8 protein-coding genes are annotated in these 26,167 nt (G+C 77.8%); 5 read left to right on the top strand and 3 right to left on the bottom strand.

Going from position 1 to position 26,167, the window contains the following annotated elements:
- Window positions 1-7: 7 nt before the first annotated feature.
- From C0216_RS09185 to C0216_RS09165, 5 genes are all read left to right on the top strand, one after another.
- A complete protein-coding gene (locus tag C0216_RS09185; RefSeq protein ID WP_114054791.1) occupies window positions 8-2,368 on the top strand; it encodes a lantibiotic dehydratase in 2,361 nt (786 codons plus the stop codon).
- Between the two features lie 177 nt (window positions 2,369-2,545).
- Window positions 2,546-8,977 carry a non-ribosomal peptide synthetase gene (locus C0216_RS09180; RefSeq protein ID WP_246042420.1) on the top strand — a complete coding sequence of 2,144 codons (6,432 nt, stop codon included), beginning with the start codon at window positions 2,546-2,548 and terminating at the stop codon, window positions 8,975-8,977.
- 211 nt (window positions 8,978-9,188) lie between these two features.
- Window positions 9,189-16,514, top strand: coding sequence for a non-ribosomal peptide synthetase (locus tag C0216_RS09175; RefSeq protein WP_114054789.1), 7,326 nt, complete (start codon window positions 9,189-9,191; stop codon window positions 16,512-16,514).
- Window positions 16,511-17,782 (top strand): cytochrome P450, encoded by a 1,272-nt coding sequence (locus C0216_RS09170; protein ID WP_246042419.1) that lies wholly within the window; start codon window positions 16,511-16,513, stop codon window positions 17,780-17,782. The genes C0216_RS09175 and C0216_RS09170 overlap by 4 nt, the downstream gene beginning before the upstream one ends.
- A gap of 30 nt (window positions 17,783-17,812) precedes the next feature.
- Window positions 17,813-19,117, top strand: a complete 1,305-nt coding sequence (locus C0216_RS09165) for an MFS transporter (protein WP_114054788.1) — start codon at window positions 17,813-17,815, stop codon at window positions 19,115-19,117.
- 28 nt (window positions 19,118-19,145) lie between these two features.
- Here C0216_RS09165 and C0216_RS09160 read toward each other — a convergent pair whose 3' ends face one another.
- From C0216_RS09160 to C0216_RS09150, 3 genes are all read right to left on the bottom strand, one after another.
- On the bottom strand, window positions 19,146-22,082 hold the full coding sequence (locus C0216_RS09160) for a helix-turn-helix transcriptional regulator (protein WP_114054787.1): 2,937 nt from the start codon (window positions 22,080-22,082) through the stop codon (window positions 19,146-19,148).
- 90 nt (window positions 22,083-22,172) lie between these two features.
- Entirely contained in the window at window positions 22,173-22,403 is a 231-nt protein-coding gene (locus C0216_RS09155) for a hypothetical protein (RefSeq protein ID WP_114054786.1), read from the bottom strand.
- A 155-nt stretch (window positions 22,404-22,558) separates the two neighbouring features.
- Window positions 22,559-25,816: a type 2 lanthipeptide synthetase LanM family protein gene (locus C0216_RS09150; protein WP_281277912.1), complete on the bottom strand. Its 3,258-nt coding sequence runs from the start codon at window positions 25,814-25,816 to the stop codon at window positions 22,559-22,561.
- Window positions 25,817-26,167 lie beyond the last annotated feature (351 nt).

Genomic DNA, 26,167 nt, shown 5'->3' with positions numbered 1-26,167 from the left:
GCGGGCCGTGACCGACTCCTTCGTGCCCGGCGGCCGCTGGCGGCTGTGGGAGCAGTTCGCGCTGCGCGGGGCCGGCTTCCCGGCCCGCGGGGTGCTGCGGCTGGCGCCGGCGGGGCTCGCCGAGGCCGCCGACAAGTTCGATCCGGACGAGCCGTTGGAGGGGCGGCGGTGGGACGACTTCGCGGGCCTGTTCGGGCAGGCGCAGGCCGACACCGCCTCCGTCCTCCAGGACATCGCCCGGATGCCCGCCTTCCGGGAGGCGCTCGCCTGGCAGAACCGGCCGGTGCTGGACTCGGGGATCGCGCCGTTCCTGGCGTGGACGCCGACCGTGCGGGGGCGTACGAGCATGCCCCGGCAGCGGGAGGAGCTCGTCGCACACTACTGGCAGCGGTTCTGCGTCAAGAACGACACCATCGGGTTCTTCGGGCCCGTCGGCTGGGGCCGCTGGGACCGCGACCCCGCGGCCGCCGCCGTGCGCACCGACCCGGGGACCGGATCCGGTTCCGGTCCCGGCGGCCTCCTCGCCGAGTCCCGGGTGTACTTCGCCAGTTGGGCCGTCGACGCGCTCGCGGCGGTGCTGGACGCCGATCCGGCGCTGCGCGAGTGGGTGGCCCCGCGCCGGGTGCCCTTCGTACGCCCGAGCGGCGACGGCGGGGTGGTGGTGCCGGGGCGGCCCGTGCAGGCGCCGGGCGGGGCGGCCTGCGCCGTCCTCGGCCTGTGCGACGGCGTGCGGACTGCCCGGGAGATCCGGGCCTCGCTGCCCGGCGTCGACGTGACGGCCGCCCTGGAGGAGCTGGTGGCCCGCCGCTGGGTGGTGTGGCGGCTGGAGGTGCCGGCCGGCGCCCGCCCCGAACGGGACCTGCGGGCCTGGCTGGAGCGGGTCGGCGACCCCGGCCTGCGGGACGCCGGGCTCGCCGCGCTGGACGAGCTGGAGCACGGCCGGGACCGGGTGGCGGCGGCGCGCGGGCCGGAGGAGCTGGTCGCGGCGCTGGCCGCGCTGGAGGAGCGGTTCACCGCCCTGACGGAGACGGCCGCCGTACGGGAGAAGTCGGCCGGTACGGCGCCCTGCCGGGCCCTGGTGTACTCCGACAGCCGCCGCGCGGCGACGGCGGTCCTCGGGCCCGCCGTGCACGGGGCGCTCGCCCCGCTCGACCCGCTGCTGGCGAGCGCGGGCTGGCTCACCGCGCACCTCGCCGAGGCGGTGATGGGCCGGGCCCGCGAGGTGTACCGGCGGCTGGCCGCGCGGGGTCCGGTCGACCTGGCCGCGTTCTGGTTCGCCTGCATGCCGGTCCTGCACGGCGCGGCGCGCGAGGAGGCCGAGGCGCTGGGGCGGGAGTTCCGGCGGCGCTGGCAGGACATCCTGGCCGCCGCCGCCCCGGACGGCGGCCCCGGCTCCCCCGACGGCCCCGGCCCCGGGGCCAGGCGCGTCCGGCTGACGCCGGAGGAGCTCGCGCGGCAGGTCGCCGAGCGGTTCGGCGGGCCCGGCGGGACGGGCGGCGGGTGGTCCGCGGCCCGCTGCCTCAGCCCCGACATCATGGTCGCGGCGTCCGGCCCGGAGGCCGCCGCGCGCGGCGACTTCGAGCTGGTCCTCGGCGAACTGCACGTCGCCGCCAACACCCTGGGCGCGTCACTCTTCGTGCACCAGCACCCCGACCCGGCCCGGCTGCTCGCCGAGACCGGCCGGGACCACCCGGGCCCGCGGCTGCTGCCGCTGCTGCCGAAGGAGCACCGCTCGCGGCTCTCCGCGCGGATCCGCAACGCGCTCGTCCGCCCCGAGGACTACTACGTCGCCCTCGTCGACTTCACGGCCGACCCGGCACGCCCCCGGACGGTCCTGAGCGCGGACGTGGCGGTGGTCGAGCGGGCCGGCGGAGAGCTGGCGGTCGTCCTGCCCGACGGGGCCGCGTTCCCCGCCGTCGAGGTGTTCTCGCACGTCCTGACGACGCTCGCGATGGACCTGTTCCGGCTCGTCCCGGACGACGCCCGGCACTCGCCGCGCGTCACCGTGGACCGGCTCGTCGTGGCCCGCGAGACGTGGCGGATGACGGCGGCGGAGCTGGACTTCGCCGAGGAGAAGGACGAGGCCCGCCGGTTCGTGCGGGCCCGGCGCCGGCGCGCGGAGACCGGCCTGCCGCGGTTCGCGTTCGCGGTCCTGCCGACCGAGACCCGCCCGTTCTACGTGGACTTCGACAGTCCCGTCTACGTCAACATCCTCGCCAAGGCCGTCCGCAGGATGGCCCGCAAGGACCCGGACGGGCGGGTGGTGTTCACCGAGATGCTGCCCGGCCCCGACCAGGCCTGGCTGACCGACCACCAAGGCGAGGCGTACACGAGCGAGCTGCGGTTCGTGGCCGTGGACGGCCGCTGACGGGCCCCTCGCGCGGCAGCGGCGGCAGCGGCGGCACGTCCGGTCCGGGAGGGGCCGGACGGGGCCGCCGCCCTGCGTCTCCTTCCCCCGCGGCTGCGTGCACGGCTGCGTCTTCTTCCCTACTGGCGGACCCGCCCGGCCAGCAGGGTGGGGGAAAACACCGCTTGGAGGCCCACAGTGAAGGTTGTCGCAGCGCACGGCGGGGCGAGGCAGCACGGCACCGGTGCCGGCAGCCCCGCCGGCGGGAGTGGCGGGGTGTCGTACGCGCAGCGCAGGCTGTGGTTCCTCGACCAGCTCACCGGCGGTTCCACCGAATCCCTCCTGCCCCTGGCCCTGCGGATCCGCGGCCCCCTCGACACGGCCGCCCTGGAGCGCGCGCTGGCCGGGATCACCCACCGCCACGAGGTGCTGCGCACCCGGTTCACCACGGCCGGCGGCGAGCCCGTCGCCTGCGTGGACGCCCCCGGCGGGACCCTGCTTCGGCACATCGCGGCGGCAGGCCCGGAGGAGGTGTTCGAGCGGGAGCTGACCCGCCCCCTCGACCTGGCCCGCGAGCACCCGCTCCGGGCCGTCCTGGCCCGGCTGGGGGAGGACGACCACCTGCTCCTGCTCGTCGTCCACCACATCGCCGTCGACGGCTGGTCGTGGGACGTGCTGCTGGCCGAGCTCGACGCCGGATACCGGGGCGAGCCCGTACCGGCGCCGCCGCTGCAGTACGCGGACGTCGCCCGTGCCGAGGCGGGGCGGCTCGCCGGGCCGCGGATGGAGCGGCTCCTCGCGTACTGGCGGGACCGGCTCGCCGGGGTGGCGCCGCTCGCGCTGCCCGCGGACCGGCCGCGGCCCGCCTTCTGGGACGGCGCCGGCGACGTGGTCCGCTTCGAGCTGCCCGCCGGGCTCGTCGCCGCCGTCGACCGGGTGGGCCGCGCCCACCGGGCGACCCGCTACATGGTGCTCCTCGCCGCCTACCAGGCGCTGCTCGGCCGCCACTCGGGCCGGACGGACATCGCCGTGTGCACCACCCTCGCCGACCGCGGCCGGGCCGACGTGGCCCGCCTGATCGGCCCGTTCGTCAACACCATCGTCCTGCGCACCGACCTGGGGGGCGGTCCGACGTTCGCGGAGCTGCTGGAGCGGGTCCGGACGGGCGCGCTGCAGGACTTCTCCCACGCCGAGGCCCCCTTCGACCGGGTCGTCGGCGCGGTGGCCGGCGAGCGGGACCTGTCGCGCCACCCGCTCGCGCAGGCCTCCTTCACCCTGCTGAACACGGCTCCGGCGCCGGCCCGCCTGGCCGGCCTGGACGTGGAGACGGTACGGACGCCGCTGGCGGGCACCCCGCTGGACGTGTTCCTCGACCTGAGCCTGCGCGCGGACGGCGCCGTCGCCGCCCGCCTGCAGTTCTCCACCGCGCTCTTCGACCGCGACTCGATGGTGCGGTTCGCCGACGGCTACACCGCCCTGCTGCGCGCCGTCACCGACGCGCCGGGCAGCCCGCTCGCCGAGCTCACCGCGGGGCTGGAGCCGCTGCCCGGGCGGGAGCGCCGCCGGCTGCTGGAGGCGGCCGGACGGCCGGACGGCCCGGCGGTCCCCGCCGTGCCCGAGCCGTTCGGGGTGTCCGGGCCGGCCGGTGCGCCCGCGCTCGTCTGCGGCGACGAGACCCTCACGTACGGGGCTTTGGACGCGCTGTCCGGCCGCATCGCCGCCGCGCTCGCCGGGGCCGGCGTGCGCCCCGGCAGCCCGGTCGGGGTGTTCCTGCGGCGCGGAGTCCGCTCGGTGGCCGCGATGGCCGCCGTGTGGCGGGCCGGCGGGGTGTACGTGCCGATGGACCCGGCGCTGCCCGCCGGGCGGCTGCGCTTCATGGCCGCAGAGGCCGGCGTGGTGTGCGTGCTCGCGGACGCGGAGACCGGGGGGCGGGCGGCCGGGCTCGGCCCGCGGGTCCTCGCCGTGGAGGACGCCGAGCGGGGCGGGGACTCCGCGCACGGCGGGGATCCGGGGGGCGCTGCGCCGCGGCACGTGCCCGGCCCGCGGGAGTTGGCGTACGTCGTCTTCACGTCGGGCTCGACCGGCCGCCCCAAGGCCGTCGGCGTCGAGCACGGGGCGATGGCCGCGCACGCGGCGGCCGCCCGCGCCGAGTTCGGGATCACGGCCGGCGACCGGGTCCTCGCGTTCTCGTCGTTCTCCTTCGACGCCTCCCTGGACCAGCTGCTGACGGCGCTGGGCTGCGGGGCCTGCCTGGTCGTGCGGCCCGACGAGCAGTGGCTGCCCGCGCGCATCCCGGCACTGGTCGAGCGGTACGGCATCACCGTGCTGAACCTGCCGCCCACGTACTGGGCCGAGGTGGCGTTCGCGCTGACCGACCGCTCGGCGGCCGCCCTGGCCGGTCTGCGGCTGCTCGTCCTCGGCGGGGAGGCCGTCCCTGCGGGGGCGCTGGCCGCCTGGCTGGCGCGGGCCCCGCACGTGCGGGTGGTGAACGCGTACGGGCCGACGGAGACGACCGTCACCGCGGCCGCGCACGACATCGACCCGGGGGCCGACCCGGCGCTGGTGCCGATCGGCCGGCCGCTGGGCGGGCGGCGCGTGTACGTCGTGGACGGGCGGGACGAGCTCGTCGGCGACGGCGTGCCGGGCGAGCTGCTGATCGGCGGGCCGGAGCTGGCCCGCGGCTACCTGGGGCAGCCGGCCCTGACCGCCGAGCGGTTCACCCCCGACCCGTACGGCGCCCCCGGCAGCCGGCTCTACCGCACCGGCGACCTCGTCCGCCGACTCCCCTCCGGAGAGCTGGACTTCCTCGGCCGGACCGACGACCAGGTCAAGATCCGCGGCTTCCGCATCGAGCTCGGCGAGGTCGAGGCGGTGCTGGCCCGCTGCCCGGGCGTGGCCGCCGCCGCGGCCGCCGTCGGCACGGACGCGCAGGGCGGGGCGAGCCTGACGGGCTACGTGGTGCCCGCCCCGGGCGCCGCACCGGAGGCGGTGGCCCCGGCCGCGCTGCGGGCGTTCTGCGCCGAGCGGCTGCCGCAGCACGCGGTGCCCGCCGCGTTCGCCGCGCTCGACGCGCTGCCCGTGGGCCCCACGGGCAAGCTCGACCGGGCGGCCCTGCCCGCCGCGGGCCCCGGCCGGGACGGGCGGGCCGCCGCCGCGACCGCGTACGCGGCGCCCCGGAACGAGGCCGAGCAGGCCGTCGCCGACATCTGGGCGGAGGTCCTCGGCGTCGAACGGGTCGGCATCGACGACGGGTTCTTCGACCTGGGCGGCCACTCGCTGCTCGCCACCATGGCCGTGTCGCGGATCGCGGAGCGGCTGGGCCGCGAGGTCGAGCTGCGGACCCTGTTCGAGAACCCGCGGATCCGCGAGTTCGGGCCGCTGGTGGCGGCGGCCCGGCAGGCGGGCGCCGCCTCGGTCGTGCCCGTGGACCGCTCCGGGCCGCTGCCGCTGTCGTTCGCGCAGGAGCGCATGTGGTTCCTGGACCGGATGTCGGGCGTCGGCGACGAGTACGTCCTGTGGTACTCGTGGCGGATCCGCGGCGGCCTCGACCGGGCCGCCTGGCAGGCCGCCCTGGACGACGTCGCGGCCCGCCACGAGGCGCTGCGCACGGCGCTGGTGGAGGTGGACGGCCGGCCCGCGCAACTGGTCCGGCCCGCGGCGGGCGTTCCGCTGCTGTGGCGGCCCGCGCCGGACGGCGGCGGGGCGGACGGCCCCGGCGGTGCGGACGGCCCCGGCGGGGCAGGGGCCGGGGCCGGGGACGCCCGGCTGGACGCCGTCCGCGAGGAGGCCGCCGCGTACGCCACGCGCCGCTTCGACCTGGCCGAACCGCCGCTCCTGCGCGCCGGGGTGTGGGAGCTGGACCCGGGCGACCACGTCGCGGTGGTCGCCTTCCACCACGCCGCGACCGACGGCTGGTCCAAGGACGTCGTCATCGGCGAGCTGTCCGCCGCGTACGCGGCCCGCCGGGCCGGGCAGGAGCCCGCCCTGCCGCCGGTGCCGGTGCAGTACGGGGACTTCGCGGTCTGGCAGCGCGAGCGGCTGGCCGGCGGGGAGCTGGAGCGGCAGCTCGGCTACTGGGAGCGGGCCCTGGCCGGCCTGCCCGCGCTGGAGCTGCCCACGGACCGGCCGCGTCCGGCGGGCTGGTCGGGCCGCGGCGCCGCCGTGGAGGTCGACCTGCCGCCGGAGCTGGCGGCCGGGGTCGGGGAACTGGCGCGGCGGCACGGCGCGAGCCGGTTCATGGTGCTGCTGGCGGTGCTGCAGATTGTGCTGGGCCGCTGGTCCGGGCAGCAGGACGTGGCCGTCGGCACGCCCGTCGCCGGCCGCGGACAGGTGGAGTTGGAGCGGCTCGTGGGGCTGCTGGTGAACACGGTGGTGCTGCGGGGCGACCTGTCCGGGGAGCCGTCGTTCGAGGAGTACCTCGGGCGGGTCCGCGATGCGGTGCTGGGCGCCTTCGAGCACCAGGAGGTGCCGTTCGAGCGGCTGGTCGAACAGCTCCGGCCGGAGCGGGACCCCTCCCGCAACCCGCTGTTCCAGGTGATGTTCGACGTGCAGGAGAGCGCGGCGGGCGGGCCCCGCGCCGACGGGCTGGAGGTGGAGCACTTCCCGCTGCCGTGGCGGTCGGCCAAGTTCGACCTGACGGCCACCTTCCTGCTCTACCCCGACCGCTTCGCGCTGAACGTGGAGTACGCGAGCGACCTGTTCGACGCCGCCACCGCGACCCGGTTCGCCGGCCACGTCCGCCGCGCCCTGGAATCGGCGCTCGCCGACCCGGCCCGCCCGGTCTCCCGGCTGGACCTCCTGACACCGCAGGAACGCGCCCGGCTCACCGCGCCCGCCCCCGGGCCCGGTCCGGAGCCGGGAGCCCCGCCCTTCGCGGTGTCCGGCGAGCCGTCGGCGGTCGCGCTGGTGTGCGGCGGGCGGTCCCTGACGTACGGCGCGCTCGACGGCCTGACCGGCGGCCTGGCCATGGAGCTGGCCGCGGCCGGGGCGGGCCCGGAGGTGCCCGTCGGGGTGTGCATGCGCCGCGGGACGGACTGGGTGGCGGCGATGGCGGCCGTGTGGCGGGCCGGCGCGGTGTACGTCCCGCTGGACCCGGGCCTGCCCGCGGACCGGCTGCGGTACATGGTCGGGCAGGCCGGGGTGCGCTGCGTCGTCACCGACGCGGCGACCGCCGGCCGTGCGGGCGCCCTGGGCGTGCCGCTGGTCCGCGTGGACGGTGTCCGGCCCGCCCCGGACGCGCCCCGGCACCGGCCCGGGCCGCGGGAGCTCGCCTGCGCGTTCTTCACGTCCGGGTCCACCGGGCGGCCCAAGGCGGTCGGCGTCGAGCACGGCGCGCTCGGCGCGCACGTCCGCACCGCCCGCGAACGGTTCGGGATCACCTCCGCGGACCGGGTGCTGAACTTCGCGTCGTTCTCGTTCGACGCCTCCCTGGAGCAGGTCCTGCCGGCGCTGTCCGCCGGCGCGGCGGTCGTGGTCCGGCCGGACGAGGTGTGGTCGGTGGAGGAACTCGCCGACCGGGTCCGCACCGAGGGCGTCACCGTGATGGAGCTGACCCCCTCCTACTGGGAGGAGGTCACGGCGCGCCTCGACACCGTCGCCGGGGACCTGAAGGGGCTGCGGCTGGCCGTCACCGGCGGCGAGGCCCTGCCGTCGGCGCCGCTGGCCCGCTGGTTCTCGTACCTGCCGGACGTACCGGTCCACAACACGTACGGGCCGACCGAGACGGTCGTCTCGGCCACCTCCCGCACGGTCACCGGCCCGGTGGAGGGGCGCGTCCCCATCGGCAGGCCCTGGGGCGGGCGCCGGGCGTACGTCGTCGACGGGCACGGGGAGCCCGTCCCGGTGGGTGTGCCGGGCGAACTGCTGGTCGGCGGACCGGAACTGGCCCGGGGCTACCTCGGCCGGTCGGCCCTGACCGCCGAGCGGTTCACCCCCGACCCGTACGGCGCCCCCGGCAGCCGGCTCTACCGCACTGGCGACCTCGTCCGCCGACTCCCCTCCGGAGAGCTGGACTTCCTCGGCCGGACCGACGACCAGGTCAAGATCCGCGGCTTCCGCATCGAGCTCGGCGAGGTCCGGGCCGTGCTGGAGGAGTACCCGGGCGTCCACGCGGCGGCCGTCGTGGTCCGCGCGATCCGGGGCGAGCGCACGCTCGTCGGGTACGTGGCCGCGCCCGGCCTGGACGGCGCGGCGCCGGCCGCGCACTGCCGGAGCCGGCTGCCCGGCTACATGGTGCCTGCGGCGGTGGTCGTCCTGGACGCCCTCCCCCGCACCGTGCAGGGCAAGCTCGACACGGCCGCCCTGCCCGACCCGGAACCCCCGGCACCGGCGGAGCCGGTCGCACCCCGCACCCCGACCGAGGTGGTCACGGCCCAGATCTGGTCGGAGGTGCTGGGCCTGCCCGAAGTCGGCGTCCGGGAGGACTTCTTCGCCCTCGGCGGCCACTCCCTGCGCGCCGTGGCCGTCGCCTCGCGCCTGCGCGCCGCGTTCGACTGCCCCGTCTCGGTGCGCGACCTGTTCGACCACCCGACGGTGGAACGCCTGGCCGCCGAGGTGGAGCGCCAACTGGTCGAGCAGATCGCCGCGATGACCGAGGACGAGATCGACCTGTCCCTGACCCTCGACTACTGACGGCCGCGGGGCCGGGCCCCGCCCGCAGCTGCCCGACCGGACACCGCCTGCCACGGCCCCGGCCGCCGCACCGCGCCTCCCCGGCCCGGCCCCGGCCCTCTCGCCCCCGGCCGGCGGCCCGGCACCACCCACCACGAGCGGCGCCGCCGCCGACCGGCATCCGGCGGCGGCGCGGCCCCTCCGTACTGCACGAGATTGGACGGCACCTCCCATGACGACTTCGCAGGTCGAGTCCTCCCCCGCCGCGTCCGGCGGGCTCTCCGACGCGGCCCGGGCACTCCTGGAACGCCGGCTGCGCGGCAAGGCCGGGGCCGCCGCCCCGGCCGGTATCCCCCGGCTGGAGCCGCGCCCCGACAGTGCGCCGCTGTCCGCCGCCCAGCAGCGCCTGTACTTCCTCGACCGGCTCGACCCGGGCAGCACCGAGTACCTGGTGCCGGCGGCCTGGCGGTTCGCCGGCCCGCTGGACGCGGACGCGCTCGCGGCCGCCGTCGGGGACCTCGTCGCGCGGCACGAGCAGCTCCGGACCGTGTTCGCGGAGACCGAGGGGGTCCCCCGGCAGCAGGTGCTGCCCCCGGACTGCGTCCGCCTCCACACCGTCCGGCTCCCCGCCCCCGCCGACGGCGCCGACCGGGAGGCCGCGGTCGCGGCGGCCGTGCACGAAGCGGCCGTGCGGCCGTTCGACCTGGCCGCCGGGCCCGCCTTCCGGGCGACGCTCCTGCGGGTCGCCGCCGAGGACCACGTCCTCGTCCTCGCCCTGCACCACATCGTCTGCGACGGCTGGTCCCTCGACCTGCTCCTGCGCGACCTGCGGGCGTTCTACCGGGCCCGCACCGGCGGCGCGCCGGCGCCCGCCGCCGCGCCGGACGCCATCGGCTACCTCGACTACGCGGTCTGGCAGCGCGGCCGCGACGAGAGCGCCGACCTCGCCTACTGGCGCGGCACCCTCGCCGGGCTGACCCCGCTCGAACTGCCCGCCGACCGGCCGCGGCCCGCGACCCGCTCCCACGCGGCGGCCGTGCACACGCGGGAGCTGCCCCGCGAACTGGCCGCCGCGCTCGACGAGGTGGGCCGCCGCGCCGACACCACCCCGTACATGACGGTGCTGGCCGCCTTCCAGGCCGCGCTCGCCTTCCACAGCGGACAGGACGACATCGCCGTCGGCACCGTCACCGCCAACCGCGAGCGCCCGGAGACCGAGGGGCTCGTCGGGTTCTTCGTGAACACCCTCGTCGTCCGCACCTCCCTCGGCGGCGACCCCACGGCCGGCGACCTGCTGGCCCGCACGCGGGAGAGCGTCCTCGGCGCCCTCTCGCACCAGGGCCTGCCCTTCGAGCGGGTCGTCGAGGAGCTGCGCCCCGACCGGGACCTGTCCCGCAACCCGCTCGTCCAGGTGCTGTTCACGCACACCCCGGGCGGGCAGGAGGGCCCGTACGCCCTCGGCGCGGCGGCCGGCACCCCGGTCGCCGTCGACCTGGCCACCGCCAAGTTCGACCTGACGCTGGACCTGTACGAGGACGCCGGCGCCGGCCGGACCGCGCTGCGGTACGTCTACCGGCCCGACCTGTACGACGAGGAGTCCGTGGCCCGGCTCGCCGCGCACACCGAGGCGGTCCTGCGGGCCTTCACCCGCGGCCCCGCGACCCCGCTCGCCGCCGTCGAGCTCCTCACCCGGGAGGAGGCGGCCGAGCTCCTCGGCCCCGACGGCCCCGCCAACCGGGGCCCGCAGCCCGCCGCCGCCCGGCCGGCACCGCGCCCGGTCCTCGAACGGTTCGCCGAGCACGCGCGGCGCGCACCGGGCGCGGTGGCCGTGCGCGGCGGCGGCCGCACGATGACGTACGGCGAGCTCGACGCGGCGGCGACCGCGCTGGCGCGGCGGCTGCAGGCTTCGGGCGTCGGCCCGGAGTCGCTGGTCGGCGTGTGCCTGGCCCGCTCCGTGGACCTGCCCGTCGCCCTGCTCGGGGTGTGGCGGGCCGGGGCCGCCTACCTGCCGCTGGACCCGGCGCACCCGCGGGCGCGGCGGGCGTTCACGGTCGCGGACGCGGGCGTGCAGTGGGTCGTGGCCGACGGGACGGGCCGGGCGGCGGTCGAGGGGCTGGGCGTCCGGGTGGTCCCGCTGCCCGGCCCCGACGGCCCCGCCGACGCCGTCGGTCCGGCGGCCGCGGACACCGCCGCAGCGGACCCGGCGGCCGCCGCCCCCGGCCCCGACCGCCTCGCCTACGTCATCTACACCTCCGGCTCCACCGGCCGCCCCAAGGGCGTCGAGGTCACCCACGCGAACACCGCCTGGCTGTTCGACGCCGCGGACCGGCACTTCTCCTTCGGCCCCGGCGACGTGTGGACCCTCGCCCACTCCCCCGCCTTCGACTTCTCCGTCTGGGAGCTGTGGGGCCCGCTGACCTCCGGCGGCAGCGTGGTCGTCCTGACCGAGGAGGAGGTCCGCGACCCGGCCGCCGTGCACGCGGCCCTCCGCGACCACCGGGTCACCGTCCTCAGCCAGACGCCCGCCGCGTTCAAGGGCCTGCGCGCCCACATGGCCGACGGCGGCCGCACCTTCGCCGAACTGGCGCTGCACACCGTCGTCTTCGGCGGCGACGCCTTCGACGCCCGCGACTACCGCGACTGGTTCGCCGTGCCCGAGGGCGAGCGGCCCGCGCTGGTCAACATGTACGGCATCACCGAGACCACCGTGCACGTCACGCACCGGACGATCACCGAGGCGGACACGGTCTCGCCGGTGTACTCGCCGGTCGGCCGCCCCCTCGCCGGACAGCACGGCTACGTCCTCGACCGCTCCGGCCGGCTGGCCCCCCGCGGGACCGTCGGCGAGCTGTACGTCGCCGGCGGCGGCGTGGCCCGCGGCTACCTGGGCCGGCCCGCGCTGTCCGCCGAGCGCTTCCTGCCCGACCCGTTCGGGCCCGCCGGGAGCCGCATGTACCGCACCGGCGACCTCGTACGGGTTCTGCCGGACGGGCAGTTGGCGTACGTGGGCCGCGCCGACCACCAGGTGAAGATCCGCGGCTTCCGCATCGAGCCCGGCGAGATCGAGACGGCCCTGCGCGCCCTGCCGGGCGTACGGGACGCCGCGGTCGTGGCCCGGCCCGACGGGCACGGCGGGGCCCGGCTCGCCGCCCACGTCGTCCTGGCCGAGGGCAGGCCGCTGGACGCCCCGGACCTGCGGGCGCGGCTCGGGCTGACGCTGCCGTCGTACATGGTGCCCGCCCTGTTCGTACGGCACGAGGCGCTGCCGGTCACCGCGAACGGCAAGGTCGACCGGGCGGCGCTCACCGCGGCGACCGCGGACGGCGCGGCGCCCGCGGACGGCTTCGAGCCGCCGGCCGGGCCGGCCGAGGAGGCGCTGGCCGCTGTGTGGGCGGAGGTGCTCGGCACCGAGCGGGTCGGCCGCACCGCGAACTTCTTCGACCTCGGCGGGGACTCCATCCTGGCCCTGCGGGTGGTCGGGCGGGCCCGCACGGCGGGCCTCGCGCTGAGCGTGGCCGACCTGTTCCGGGCCCGGACCCTCGCCGGCCTGGCCCGCCTCGCGGTCCCGGTGGACGGCGCGCAGCCGGCCGAGACGGCGCCGTTCTCGCTGCTGGACCCGGCCGACGCGGCGCGGCTGCCGGAGGGGTTGGAGGACGCGTACCCGCTGACGCTGCTCCAGGCGGGGATGCTGCACGAGATGCTGGCCGACCCCGAGCGCGGCGCCTACCACAACACCACCACCCTGAAGATCACCGTCCCGGAGGGCTTCGACCCGGAGGCCTTCCAGGCGGCGGCCGACGAGGCCGTACGGGCCCACGGCATCCTGCGGACCTCCGTCGACCCGGCCTCCTTCGGCGAGCCGCTCCAGCTGGTGCACAAGACCGCCCGCGTGCCCGTGGGCGTCACCGACCTGCGCGGCCTCGCCCCGCAGGAGCAGCGGGCCGCGCTCGACGCCTTCGCGGAGGCGGAGTTCGCGCGCCGCTTCGACCTGGCCGCCCCGCCGCTGATCCGCATCCACCTGCACCGCACCGGCGACACCGAGCTGATGCTGACCCTCACCGACTGCCACGTGGTGCTGGACGGCTGGAGCCTGACCTCACTGGTCGCCGACCTCCTCGACCTGCACCGGCAGGCCGTCGCACAGGGCCGCGCCCCGTCCCTGCCGCCCGCGCCGCGGTTCGCCGAGTACGTGGCCCTGGAGCGGGCCGCCTCCGAGGACGGTGCGGCCCTGGACTACTGGCGGGCCGCGCTCGCAGGCCTGCGGCCGGTCCGGTTCCGGCGGCAGGAGCACGACCCGGCGGCGCCGGCGGTCGCCGTGCACGAGGCGGTCCGCTCCCTGAGCCGGCTCGCCGGGCCGCTCGGGCGGCTCGCCAGACGGGCGGGGGTGCCGCGGCGCACCGTCCTGCTGACGGCGTTCCACCACGCGATGGGCCTGTTCGCGGAACGCGGCGCCGCCGCGGCCGGGCACTCGGTCGGCCTGGTGGTGAACGGCCGGCCGGAGCTGCCGGGCGCCGACCGGATGCGCGGGCTGTTCCTGAACACCGTGCCGTTCGGGGTGGCGCGGCCGGCGGGCAGCTGGCTGGAGTACGTCCGCGCGGTGTTCGCCGCCGAGCAGGAGATGATGCCGCACCGGCGGGTCCCGCTGTACCGGCTCCAGCAGCTGCGGCCCGGCGAACCGGGCCTGGTCGAGGCCGTGTTCAACTACGTCAACTTCCACCGCCTCTCCGGCGACACCTGGGACGGCTCGTCGGAGATCTCCCGGACGATGTTCCCGCTGGTGGTCAACGCGAGCGTGGAGGCCTTCGCCCTCGACGCAGACTCCGCGTACGTGGCGCCGGAGACCGCGGAGCAGCTCGCCGACCTGCTGTGCGGGGTGCTGGAGGCGATGGCCGCCGACCCGGAGGCGGCGGTGGCGCCGCCGGCCCTCACCGGGGCGGCCCGGGAGCGCGTCCTCGGGGAGTGGGCGCACGGCCCGGCCGCGGCGAACACCCCGCTCGCCTTCCACGAACTGGTCGCCCTGCACGCGGCGCGCACCCCGGACGCGGTCGCCGTCGCCCATGCCGGCGGGGAGCTGTCGTACGCGGCCCTGGACGCGTCGGCGACGGAGCTGGCGCACCGGCTGCGCGGCCTCGGCGTCGGCCCGGAGACCGTCGTCGGGATCTGCACGGAGCGCGGGCCGGACCTGGTGCGGGCCGTGCTGGGCGTGCTCAAGGCGGGCGGGGCGTTCCTCCCCCTGGACCCGCAGCACCCGGCGGAGCGGCTGGCGTTCACGGCCCGGGACAGCGGGATGCGGGTGCTGCTCGCGCAGTCCGCGACGGCGGACGCCGTCCCCTTCGACGGGCCGCGGCTCCTCCTGGACGCCCCCGGTGCCGCCCCCGCCGCCCCGTCCGCCGGCGGGCTGCCGGCCGCCGACCCCGACGGCACCGCGTACCTCATCTACACCTCCGGCTCGACGGGCACCCCCAAGGGCGTCGCCCTCACCCACCGCAACCTCGCCAACATGGTGGAGGCCCAGCGGGACGTCTTCGCCCCGCAGCCCTCCGACCGCGTCCTGCAGTTCGCGTCCATCGGCTTCGATGCCTGCGTGTACGAGCTGGCGTGGGCGCTGGCGAACGGGGCCCGCCTGTGCACCCCGCCGAAGGAGGCCCTGCGGCCCGGCCCGGACCTGTCGGCGACCCTCCTCGCCCACGGCGTCACCGGCACCGTCCTGCCGCCGTCCGCGCTCGCCGTGCTCGGCGAGGACCGCTACCCGGACCTGCGGGTCCTGCAGGTGGCGGGCGAGCCGTGCCCGGCCGGGCTGGCCCGCACCTGGGCGCGCGGCCGCCGCTTCCTCAACGTGTACGGGCTCACCGAGACCTCCGTGTGGAACCTGCACGCCCGGCTCACGCCGGACGAGCGGCGGCCCCCGGTCGGCCGGCCCGTCCGCAACTCCCGGGTCCACGTCCTCGACGAGCACCTCCAGCCGGTGCCGGTCGGCGTGCCGGGCGAGATCTGCATCGGCGGCCTGCCCGTGGGCCGCGGCTATGTGGGCCGGCCCGCCGCGACCGCCGCGGCGTTCGTCCCGGACCCGTACGGGGCGCCGGGGGAGCGGCTGTGCCGCACCGGCGACATCGGCATGCTGCGGCCCGACGGCTCGGTCGAGCTGTTCGGCCGCCGCGACAGCCAGGTCAAACTGCGCGGCTTCCGCATCGAGCTGGGCGAGGTGGAGCACGCGCTGCGCGCCCTGCCCGGGGTGCGGCAGGCGGCGGTGCTGCTGCGCGGCGACCTGCCGGGCGAGCCGGCGCTCGTCGCGTACGTGGTGCCGGACCCGGGGGCGGAGCCGTCCGCGGAGGCGCTCCGGCAGGGCCTGCGGGCCTCCGTGCCGGGCTACATGGTGCCCGCCCTGTTCGTCTTCCTCGACGGCTTCCCCGTCAACGGAAGCGGCAAGGTCGACCGGCGGGCGCTGCCCCTGCCCGCGGCCGGCGCCCTGCACCGCGAGACCCCGTACGCTCCCCCGCGCACCCGCACCGAGCGGCTGCTGGCCGAGGTGTGGCAGGCCGTCCTCGGCCTTCCGGAGGTCGGCGTCCACGACGACTTCTTCCGGATCGGCGGAAGCTCCCTGTCGACGGTCCGGATCGCGGCCCGGGCTGCCGCCCTCGGCCTGCCCGTCACGGTGCGGGACCTCGTCGAGCTGCCGACGGTCGCCGAGCTCGCCGCCCGCATCGACGCAGCCCCGCCCGCCGCCCCCGCCCGGGAGGCCGCCTCCGCGGTCCGGCTGCGCGACGGCGCCGGCACCCCCCTGTGGTGCGTCCACCCCACGGGCGGCAGCGCCGCCTGGTACGTGCCCCTGGCCCGGGCCCTGCCGGACGGCTCCCCGGTGATGGCGTTCCAGGCGCGCGGCCTGCTCGGCGGGACCGACCCCGCCACGGTCGGCGGCATCGCCGCCGGCTACGCGGCCGAGCTGGCCGCCTCCGGCGGGAGCGGCCCGTACCACCTGCTCGGCTGGTCCATGGGCGCCAACCTGGCCCTGGAGGTGGCCACGCAGCTGCACGGCACCGGCCGCACGGTCGACCCGCTGGTGCTCATCGAGCCGTACCTGCCGAACCCGGGCTCCCGCAGCCGCCTCGCGAAGGTCGGCAGCGACCTGCGGGAGGCGCTGCGGCTGCGCGACCGGCTGCGCGCGCTCCCGCCGTCCGCGGAGCGCGACCGGGCCGCCGCCGAACTGACGGCCGCCCTGCTGGGCGCGGGGATGAGCCCCACGGAGGCCGGCCTCTCCCAGGACGCCCCGGTCGAGGTGTGGCACTCGCTGCTCACCGCGCTCGCCGGCTACGAGCCGCGCCCCTACCCGGGCCGCATCCACCTCGTGCTCAGCAGCCTCGCCGCAGCGCTGCCCGAGGACGAGCCGATGCCCGGCCTGGACGTCGGCCGCCGCGAGTACGTCGACCGGTGGCGGGCCCTGGCCCGCGGCGGCCTGGCCGTGCACGTCGCCGAGGGCGACCACATGTCCCTGATGTCCGAACCGCTGGCCGCCAGGACGGCGGCGCTGCTCACCACGATCCGCACGGAGGCCCGCCGATGACGACGATGACCACCCACACCCGGACACCCGCCGCGGCGCCGCCCGTGCCGGGCGGCGGCTTCACCGAGCGCTACCTCCTCGACCCGGCCGTCAACGCACACCCCTACGGCTACCTGAACGCCCTGCGCGACCACGACCCGGTGTACTGGAGCGCCATGCACCGCGCCTGGCTCGTCACGGGGCACGCCCCGCTGATGCACTGCCTGCGCGACCCGGCCGTCTCCGCCGAGCGGGTGGGGCCGCTGATGGACGCCGTCCCCGAGGGCGCCCGGGAGGACGCCGAGCGGGCCTTCGCGATCCTGTCGCGCTGGATGGTCTTCAACGACCCACCCCAGCACCGGCGGCTGCGGCAGGTGTTCCAGGAGCAGTTCGCGGCGCGCGCCATCGGCCGCTACCGGACGTTCGTGGAGCGCGCCACCCGCGCCGTGCTGGCCCGGCGGGCCGCCCCCGGGAGCACCGGCGACCTCCTCGCCGACGTCGCCCGGCCGCTGCCCGCCCTGGTCTTCGCCCGCTGGCTGGGCGTCCCGCAGGCGCACGGCCCGTCCTTCTGGTACTGGAACGCCCGCGTCGGCGACCTCGTCCTGGGCGCCGCGCAGGAGGAGCGCGAGTACCGCACCTCGCTGCGGTCGCTGGTCAGCCTGGACGACTACCTGGCCGGCCTGGTCCGCGAGCGCCGCGCCGATCCGCAGGACGACCTGGTCAGCCAGGTCCTGGCCGGCGGCCGGATCGGCGACACGGTCAGCGAGGAGGAGTTCGTCGGGATGCTGACCCAGATGGCGTTCGCCGGCGGGGAGACGACGAGCAACCTCATCGCGAACACGGTCCTCGCGCTGCTGGAGCACCCGGAGGAGCTGGCGGCCGTCCGGCAGGACCCGTCGCGGGTGCCGATGGCGGTGGAGGAGGGGCTGCGCTGGGACGGCCCGTCGAAGATGTCGATCCGCACCGCCGCCCGCGACTTCGACCTCGACGGGCGGGGCGTCCGGGCCGGCGACCGGATGTTCCTGGTGACGGCCGCCGCGAACCGGGACCCGGAGCGCTTCGCCGACCCGGACCGGTTCAGCGTCCTGCGCGGCAGCGCCTCGCACCTCGGCTTCGGCTTCGGCGCGCACTTCTGCATCGGGGCCGCGCTGGCCCGCCTGATCGCGGTCGCGGTCGTCGATGTCCTCGTACGCGACTACCCGGGCCTGGCGCTCACCGCCGACCGGCCCCCCGCCTGGCAGCCGTCCCTCCTCAACCGCGCGCTGACGGCCCTGCCCGTCCGCTACTGACCCGCTCCCCCGCACTGCGAAAGGTCGACCATGGCTTCCACTCTGGCGGACGCGGGGGCGCGGCTGCGCGCCCCGGCCCGGCTGCCCTCGTTCCGCCTGCTGTGGCTGGGGCAGTCGCTGTCCCTGCTCGGCGACGGCTTCAGCTACATCGCGTTCTCCTGGATCACCCTCGGGCTGACCGGGTCGACGCTCGCCCTGGGCTCCGTCCTCGCCTTCCAGGCGGTGCCGCGGGCCCTGTTGACCCTGGTCGGGGGCTCCCTCAGCGACAAGTGGTCCCCGCGGACGCTGATGGTGCTCTCCGCCTGGGCGCGGGCCGCGCTGATGGCGGGCGTGGGCGTGGCCGGGCTGACGGGGACGCTGACGCTGTGGATGCTGTGCTGCGCCGCCGCCGCGTTCGGATCGGTGGACGCGTTCTTCCAGCCGGCCCGCGCCTCGATCCTGCCGTCCGTGGTGGACGCGGAGCTGCTGGCGCCGGCGAACGCGCTGCTCGCCGTCGGCACGAAGGTCGCCGCCGTGCTCGGGCCGGCGGTCGGCGGCACGGTCGTCGCGTTCAGCGACGCCTCGGTGGCCTTTCTCGTCGACGGGGTGTGCTTCGCGCTGTGCGCGCTGTGCGTGGCGGGCGTCCGCCCGCGGCCCCGCCCCGGGCCGGCGGACGGGGCGGAGGGGGCCGCGAAGGCCGCGGCGGGTGCGGAGGACGCGGAGGACGGGCCGGCGGCACCCGAGGCGGCCGGGGACACGCTGGGGGCGCGCATCCGGGCCGGCCTGCGGTACGCGTTCGCGGACCCCCGGATCCGGACGATCCTGGTGGTGGACGCGGCGGTGACGTTCTGCCAGGCGGGCCCGTTCACGGTGGGCTTCGCCACCCTCGCCAAGGTGGACCTGGAGGGCGGCTCGGCCACCCTGGGGCTGCTGAACGCGGCCCTGGCGGGCGGCGCGATGCTCGGCACCCTCGCCGGCGGGGCGGTCGGCGGGCGGCCCCGGGTCGGCCTGCTGATCGCGGCGCTGGCCGGCTGGCTCGCGCTCGGCACCGGCCTGCTGGCGGTGGTGGACTCGGCGGCGGGCGCCGTGGCAGCGGTCCTCGCGATGGGCTTCGGGATGGGCTTCCAGGGCGTGTTCGGGATGAGCTGGATCCAGCGCAACATCCACGGCTCGGTCCTCAGCCGGGTCATCGCCGTCGACATGGTCATCGGATACGCGGTGGCGCCGCTGTCGCTGGTGGCGTGCGGGGCGCTGGCCGCGTCGGGCACGGCGCCGATGTTCGCCCTGACGGCGGTGGTGCTGGTGGTGACCGCGGCGGGGATCCTCGCCTCGAAGCCGGTCCGTGCGATGCGCTGACGGCCGGGCCGCGGCGTCCGTCCCGCGCTCAGGGGCGGGCGGGGAGCCGGGCCGGGCCGGCCAGGGCGGCGGACAGCTCGCACAGGCCGGCCCGGGTCGGCCGGCCCGTCTTCGCGGCCAGGGCGGCGATGTGCTTCTCCACCGTCCGGGGAGAGATGTACAGGCGGTCCGCGATGTCCTTGTTGCCGAGGCGCTCCGCGAGGAGCTGGAAGACCTCGTACTCGCGGACGGTGACGCCCTGGGAGCGCAGCTCCTCCGGGATCCGGGCGGAGCCGGTGCGCCGCTGGTGGACGGGGGCGCCCATGCGGCGCAGCCCGGCCCGGCAGGCGCCGGCGACGGCCGTGACGCCGCCCTGGTGGAAGTGCTGCTCGGCCCGGCGCAGCCAGGCCACCGGCTCGCCCCAGCCGTCCTCGTGGGCGGCGTCGGCGACGAGCCGGAGCCCGAGGTGGAGGGCGGTCGCGTACGGTTCGGCGGTGCGGGAGGCCTCGGCGACGGCGTCGGCGGCCTCCTGCGGGCGGCCCTCGCGGCCCAGCAGGACGGCGCCGGCGAGGAGGACGAACTGCCGGTTCCAGCGCATGCGGCCGGGAGCGGTGGCCGCGATCTCCTCGTACGCGGGCCGGCCGGCCGCGCCGGACAGGACGTCGAGGAGCAGGCCGATGCCGTAGCGGCCGGCGAGGTAGTAGGTGGTGGGGTTGGAGTCCTCCAGGGCGGCGGCGGCCCGCAGTTCGCGGACCGCGCCGGGCCGGTCCTCCTCCATCAGGGCGCAGAAGGCGCGGGCGAGGCCGCGGGTGAGGGGCTCCTCCTGGGAGCCGGCGCCGTCCCACTCGGCGAAGCCGTCGAGGGCGTCCTCCATGGCGGGGCGGTCGCCGCGGTGGGCGGCGAGCGCGGCCCGGGCCATCAGCACGTACCGGGTGGCGGGGGCGAGGCGCAGGCGCCGTACGACGGCCAGGCACTCCTCGGCGGCCTGCGCGGCCTCGGCGAAGCGGGCGCGCAGGACCGCGTCGAGGATCATGATGCCGTCGACGGTGTGGACGATGGTGGCGGATCCGAGGCGCTGGGCCTCGGCGCGGGCGGCGAGGAGGGGGCCGGTGTCGCCGCAGGTGAGCCAGGTGTTGCCGCCGATGCGGGTGAGGGCGTACATGCGCTGGAGGGGCAGCCGGTGCCGTTCGGCGGTGTGGAGGGCCGATTCGAGGAGGGCGGTGGCCTCGTCGAAGTCGCGTTCGCGGGCGAGGGTGGCGAGGAGTTCCAGGGCCTGGCAGGCGACGGTGGCGAGGCTGTGGCGCTCGGCGGCGCGGAGGGCGGAGTCGGCGAGCTTCTCGGCGAGCTGGGTGCGGTCGGGGCCGGGGGTGTCGAGCGCGAGGTAGGCGGCGGCGACGTCCACGGAGGCGGCGGTCCGCTCGTCGGGGTGGCGGGCCAGGAGGGATCTGGCCTGCGCTATCTGTCTGTTGCCGTCCTCCCAGCGGCCCGCGGTGTGGGCGACCTTGGCGAGGCGGGTGTGGAGGGCGGCCAGGCGCGGGGTGTCGAGGCCGCTGCCGCCGAGGGTGTGCAGGCTCTCCGCGAAGCCGAACGCCTGGTCGAAGTCGCCTGCTTCGGCGAGGGCCGGCAGCAGGGCCTCCAGGGCGTCGGTGCGGGCGGCGGCGTCCCGGGTGCCGGAGAGCAGGCGTTCGGCGCGGCCGAGGAGGGTGACGGCGGAGCCGATGGCGCCGGCCGAGAGGGCGCGCCGGCCCGCGTCGGAGAACAGGCGTCCGGCCTCGGCGTCGTCGCCTGCCTGCGAGCGGAGCTGCGCGACGAGCGGGCACCAGTCGCCGTCGAGGCCGGGGTGGAGGGCCTGGACGGCGTCGGCGGCGCGGCCCGACATGGCCGCCCGGTTGGCGGGCGTCAGCTGGGTGAGGAGCGCTTCGGCGGTCAGCGAGTGGCGGAAGGCGTACCAGTCGGGAGCGGGCTCGTCGGGGACGACGAGCTGGGCGGCGACGCCCGCGTGGAGGTGGCTGAGCAGGTCGCGGTCGCCGGTGCCGGTCATCCGCTGGAGCACGGACAGCGGGAAGCGCCGCCCGATCACGGCGGCCGCGGACAGCAGGGTCAGGCCCTGCGGGCCGAGGCGGTCGATGCGGCGCAGGATGCCGCGGGCGAGGGCGGTGGAGACGTCGCTGCGCAGGTCCCCGACGACCCGCCAGCCGTCGTCGCCGGGGACAAGGGCGCCGCTGCCGACCATGCCCTGGAGGAGCTCCTCGACGAGGAACGGGCTGCCTGCGCTGTCGTCCCACAGCCGGTCGAGCGCGGCCTCGGGGACGAGGACGGGGTCGGTTTCGAGCTGCGAGGCGATGACGGCGCGGACCTCGGAGCGGGTGAGCGGGGCGAGTTCGAGCACGGTGCCGGTGCCGCGGCGGCGTGCGGCCCCGGCCATGTCGAGGGCGTCGCAGGGCTCCGTGCGGATCGTCGCGAGGAGGACGACGTTGGTGTACTCCAGGTTGTCGACGAGGTACTCGACGACGGCGAGGGTCTCGGGGTCGGCGTCGTGCAGGTCCTCCAGGAGCAGGAGCTGCCCGTGCTCGCGGCCGGTGGCGATGAGGAGCCGCAGCACCGCCTCACCGAGGATGACCATCGAACCGGTGGTGTTCGCGGCCTCGTCCGCCCAGTCCGGGATGATCCGGCCGAGCGCCGGCCGGTAGGGGCCGAGGGAGAGGTCGTCCAGGGGGAGGCCGCCCCGGAAGAGGGACATGAGCGCTTCGGTGAGTGGCCGGAAAGGGACGGTGGGGCCGGTGGTGCTGCTCCGGCCCCGGAGCGTGCGCATGCCCATCCCGAAGGCGGTGCCGACGGCCTCGGCGGCGAGCCGGGACTTTCCGATCCCGGCCTCGCCGACGAGGAAGACGACGCCGCCGCGCCCTTCGCCCGCGTCGGCCAACGCCTGCTTGATCTCCCGCAGCTGCGGGTCACGGCCGACGAGGTGACGCGAACGGGAGCGCATGAAGCGCAATCTAGTTGATGGCAACGGCGCGATGTGCGGCGAAAGTTGGCCGTTTCACGACGGAAACGGCCGCGTGCCGACCGACTCCGGTCACCAGGTGGCGTTGGGACCGGACACGCTCGTGTCCATCGCGCTGAGCGTGATCACGATGCCGCTCGTGAGCACCGCGCCGGCCAGGGCCCGGGCCCGGGCGCAGGCCTTGTTCCGGCCCGAGAGGGTGATCCCGCCGGCCGGGTCCTCGGTGCGCGCCTCGGCGGCGGCGTCGGCGGCGGCCGCCTCGGCAGCGGCGGCGGACTCGGCGTGGGCCTGGGGCTTCTGCATGGTGTGGGTACCTTTCCCGGTGCCTGGTGCCTGGTGGTGGGGTGGTGCGGGCCGTGCAGGGGGTGCGTGCGTACGGTGCAGGTGGTGCGGCGGTGCAGGTGGTGCGGGCAGTACGGGTGGTGCGGCGGTACGGGTGGTGCGGCGGTGCGCGGTGGTCAGCGGGCCGGGCGGCCGGCCCCCCGGCCGGCTGCGGCCGGCGCGGCGGGCTCCAGCAGCAGGACGGAGGGGACGGCCTGCGGGAAGCCCAGCCTCAGCAGGGCGTAGCCGATCCCGGACAGCCCGGTGAGGAACCCGGGCGAGGGGACGTGGTCGGGGGTGCCGCAGCGCGGACCGTGGTCCTCCAGCCGGGCCAGCGCCTCTCCGGCGCGGCGGCCGAGCGCGGCGGCCGCCCCGGCGTGGCCGCGGCGGGCCAGCAGGCCGAGCAGCTCCAGCGGTCCGAGGAGGCCCCGGCGCAGGCTCAGGTCGGGGCATTCGGAGGCGCCGCCGAGCAGGGCCGCGCACCGGTCGGGGCCCTCGCCGGGCAGCAGCAGGCCGCCGAGCGGGGCCGGCGCGTCGGCGGCGGCCAGCGCGGTGCCCGCGAGGCCCGCGTACCAGCCGAGGCCGTCGGGGCGGCGCAGCACCTCCTCGACCGCGGGGCGCAGCAGGGCGCGGCCCACGCGGGCGTACGGATCGTCGCCGGAGCCCGCGCCTGAGCCGGAGCCCGAGCCGGCGGCGGGCCCGGCAGCAGAGTGGCGCAGCAGCGCCCAGCCGATCCCGGCGTCGCCGCGGGCGAACCCCGGCCCGGCTCCACGCCCTTCCGGCCGCTTCCGGACCTCCGCGAGCAGCCGGTCGGCGAGGCGGTCGGCCGTCGCGGCCGCCCGGTGCGCGCCCGGCAGGCCGGGGGTGCGCCGGACGGCGTGGGCGGCGGCCAGGGCCCCGGCGAGGCCGTCGGCCAGGCCGGCGGGCGCGTCGCCGGCCCCGCCGCCGGAGAGGGCGGCGCGCTCCAGGGCGTCGAGGGCGTCGGGCAGGCAGTCCGCGAGCCCGCCGCCGAGCAGCGGGGCGAGGCGGGCCAGGGCGTAGGCGATGCCGCCGATGCCGTCGAGGGCGCCCGGCCCGACCGCGGCGGCCAGGTCGGCGTCGCGGGCCAGGACGGAGACCAGCGCGGGCAGCGGCCGTACGGCCTGCCGGGCCAGCTCGGTGTACCGCTCGGCACCGGTGAGGGCGCCGAGCTGGGCGAGGAACAGGGCGACGCCCGGGTATCCCTGGGCGAGGCCGCCGCCCATCGGCAGGACGGCCCAGTGGTCCCCGGAGACCTGCTCCAGGCCGAGCCAGTTGGCGCGTCCGGCGCCGTGCACCGCGCGGCCGGCGAGTTCGTCGGCGAGTCCGCAGGCGGCGGCCAGCAGCCGCGACGGTTCCGGCGGCGCGGGCGGTGCGGGCGGCCCGGCGGGCCCGGCGGGCAGCGGGCCTGCGGGGGCGCCGTGAGGGCGGGCCGCGGTGACGGCGAGCGTCGCCGAGATGATCCACTCCTGGTCGTGGCGGTCCACCTCGCCCATCGCCGCGATCTTCTCCCGCACGGTGTGCAGGCTCGGCTCGGGCAGCACCCGCTGGATCCGGGTGCCGCGGGAGGTCTCCAGCCAGGTGTGCGCGGGGTGGTGGAAGAAGAGGGGGACGTCGCCGCACCACAGGTCGGCGGTCTCGTCCTCGACGAGCCTGCGGCGGGCCGGGTCGTGCGCGGACTCCGTCCACAGGACGGCGAACACCGCGTCGCGGTCCAGGGCGTCGCCCAGCACGTCCGGGTGGGTCGACTCGTCCAGCAGGGTGGTGTAGAGCCGGGTCGAGCGGGCGATGAGCCGCCCCGGGCCGGCCACCCACCGGCCGAGCAGCCCGCCGAGGAGTTCGGCCCGGTGCTCGGTGACCGCGTCGTACCCGGCGCGGAACCCCTCCAGCAGCGCCGCCCGGTGGACGGCGTGCCCGGCGCTGCGGCCCTGCGGTGCGGGCCGGTTCAGGCCGGCGGCCGTGGCGACGGGGCCGCGCGCCAGCCGCATCGCGTCCGTCCCGGCGGCCTCCCAGTGCAGGCCGTCGCTGGGGTAGGCGCCGCCGCCCCCGCCGCCGAGGGCGGAGATGTCCATGGCGCCGTGGTCGCCGATGAGCAGACTGGGCAGCAGGCAGGTGCGGTTCACCGAGGCGGCCAGGGCGTCGGCGGCCGGGTCGCCGCCGACGGTGAGCGCCTCCGGCAGGCCGGAGTGCAGCAGCGTCTCGGCGTCCACCAGCACGGGCTGGTCGCCGCAGGCGACGACGTTCTCGTAGTGCATGTCCGCGCCGTCGACCGCGTACAGGAGCGCGAGGAGGGCGCCCTGCCGGCGGTAGAAGCGGTCGAACTCCGTGGGGGTGGTGCACCAGCGGTGCCCGATGAACTCCAGCCAGCCGTAGCCGGCGCCGCGCACGGAGCGGGGCGTGCGCAGGCCGAGCCCGGGCACCTTGCCGTTGGCCCACTCCACCGCCAGGTCCAGCAGCACGTGCTGGGCGAGCGGGCGCGGCTTGTAGACGACGGACGCACCGCCCGCGAAGTGCAGCAGGGCGACGGAGCGGCCCTGCTGGTGGGCGTCGCCCCGCCCGAGCTCCACCCGCGCCAGGGCGCCCGGGTCGGCCCCGCCGAGCAGTCCGGCGACGATCCGCGCCCGGTCGGCGGCGAAGCGGTCCATCAGCTCGGCGGCGGCCGCGGCGGCGTGCGCGCAGGTCTGGCCGAGCATCCGGGCCAGGACCGGGTGGCGGGCGAAAAGCTCCGCCAGCCCCTGCCGGGTGCCGAGCCGGGCGGTGAACGACGCGAACCGCTCCCGGGGCGTCGCCCCGGCCAGCAGGCCGGCGGTGCGGGCCCGGTGGAGCTCGCGGACCAGGGTGCGGGCCGCCTGCCGGACCAGTCGGTCCCCCAGCGCCTCCTCGAACGCGGCCCGGAACACCTCCGGTTCGCCGGCGCCGGGCACGGCCCGGGTGCGGGCCTCGGCCTCCGCCCAGGCCGGGGCGACGAACGGCGCCAGCACCGGCAGGAAGACCGCGGCCCCGCCGGCCGCCGCGTCCGTGCGGCCGGAGCCTGCAGCCCCGGCCGCGTCCTCGGGCAGGGAGGCCACGACCTGCTCCGTGTACCGCGCCCAGGCCGGGGCGTCCCCGGCGCGGGCGGCCAGCCGGGCGGGCTCCTCCGCCGCGAGGGCGTACGCCGCCTCCTCCGCCACCCCCAGGGCCGCCAGGCGGGCCGCGAAGCCCGCCGCGTCCCCGAGGGACCAGGAGGCGGGCCGGGTGCGGGCAGCGCCGGCCGGGGCGGGGGCGGGGGCTCCGGGGGCGGCGAGCCGCTCCCTCAGGTTCAGGGCCCGGGCCCACCAGGCGGGGGCGAGGCCCCCGGCCCGGTCTGCTCCGGCGGCGGTGGTGGCGGTGTCGGTCACGGGGAGAAACCTCGCAGAGGCGGGGCGCGCGCACATGGGGGCCGTTCCCCCATATTCCGCGGAGCCCCCCGCCGACCCTGCGCACGCACCGCCCGTACGGGCCGCCGCGGCGGCCCCGGCCTGCGGGGTACGGGGGACGGTGCACCGGCTCCGTCCCCCGTACACCCGTCCGGCCGGGGCCGGTCCGGCCTGCGGCGCTGCGGTCTTCACAGGATCCGCGCCTTCTGACGCCGTTCTCCACGAATGTGGGGGCCGCGGCCCGATGCCGCACCGGGCGGGCCGGCCCCAGCCTGGGTGCAGTGCCCCTTTCCGCCGCCCGGCACCCCGGGCGGCGGGTGATCAACGGAGGAA

The organism is Streptomyces globosus (genome assembly GCF_003325375.1).
GTDB classification, from domain to species: domain Bacteria; phylum Actinomycetota; class Actinomycetes; order Streptomycetales; family Streptomycetaceae; genus Streptomyces; species Streptomyces globosus_A.
The sequence above is the reverse complement of the archived record's forward strand: the minus strand, read 5'-3'. Positions and strand labels throughout refer to the sequence as shown.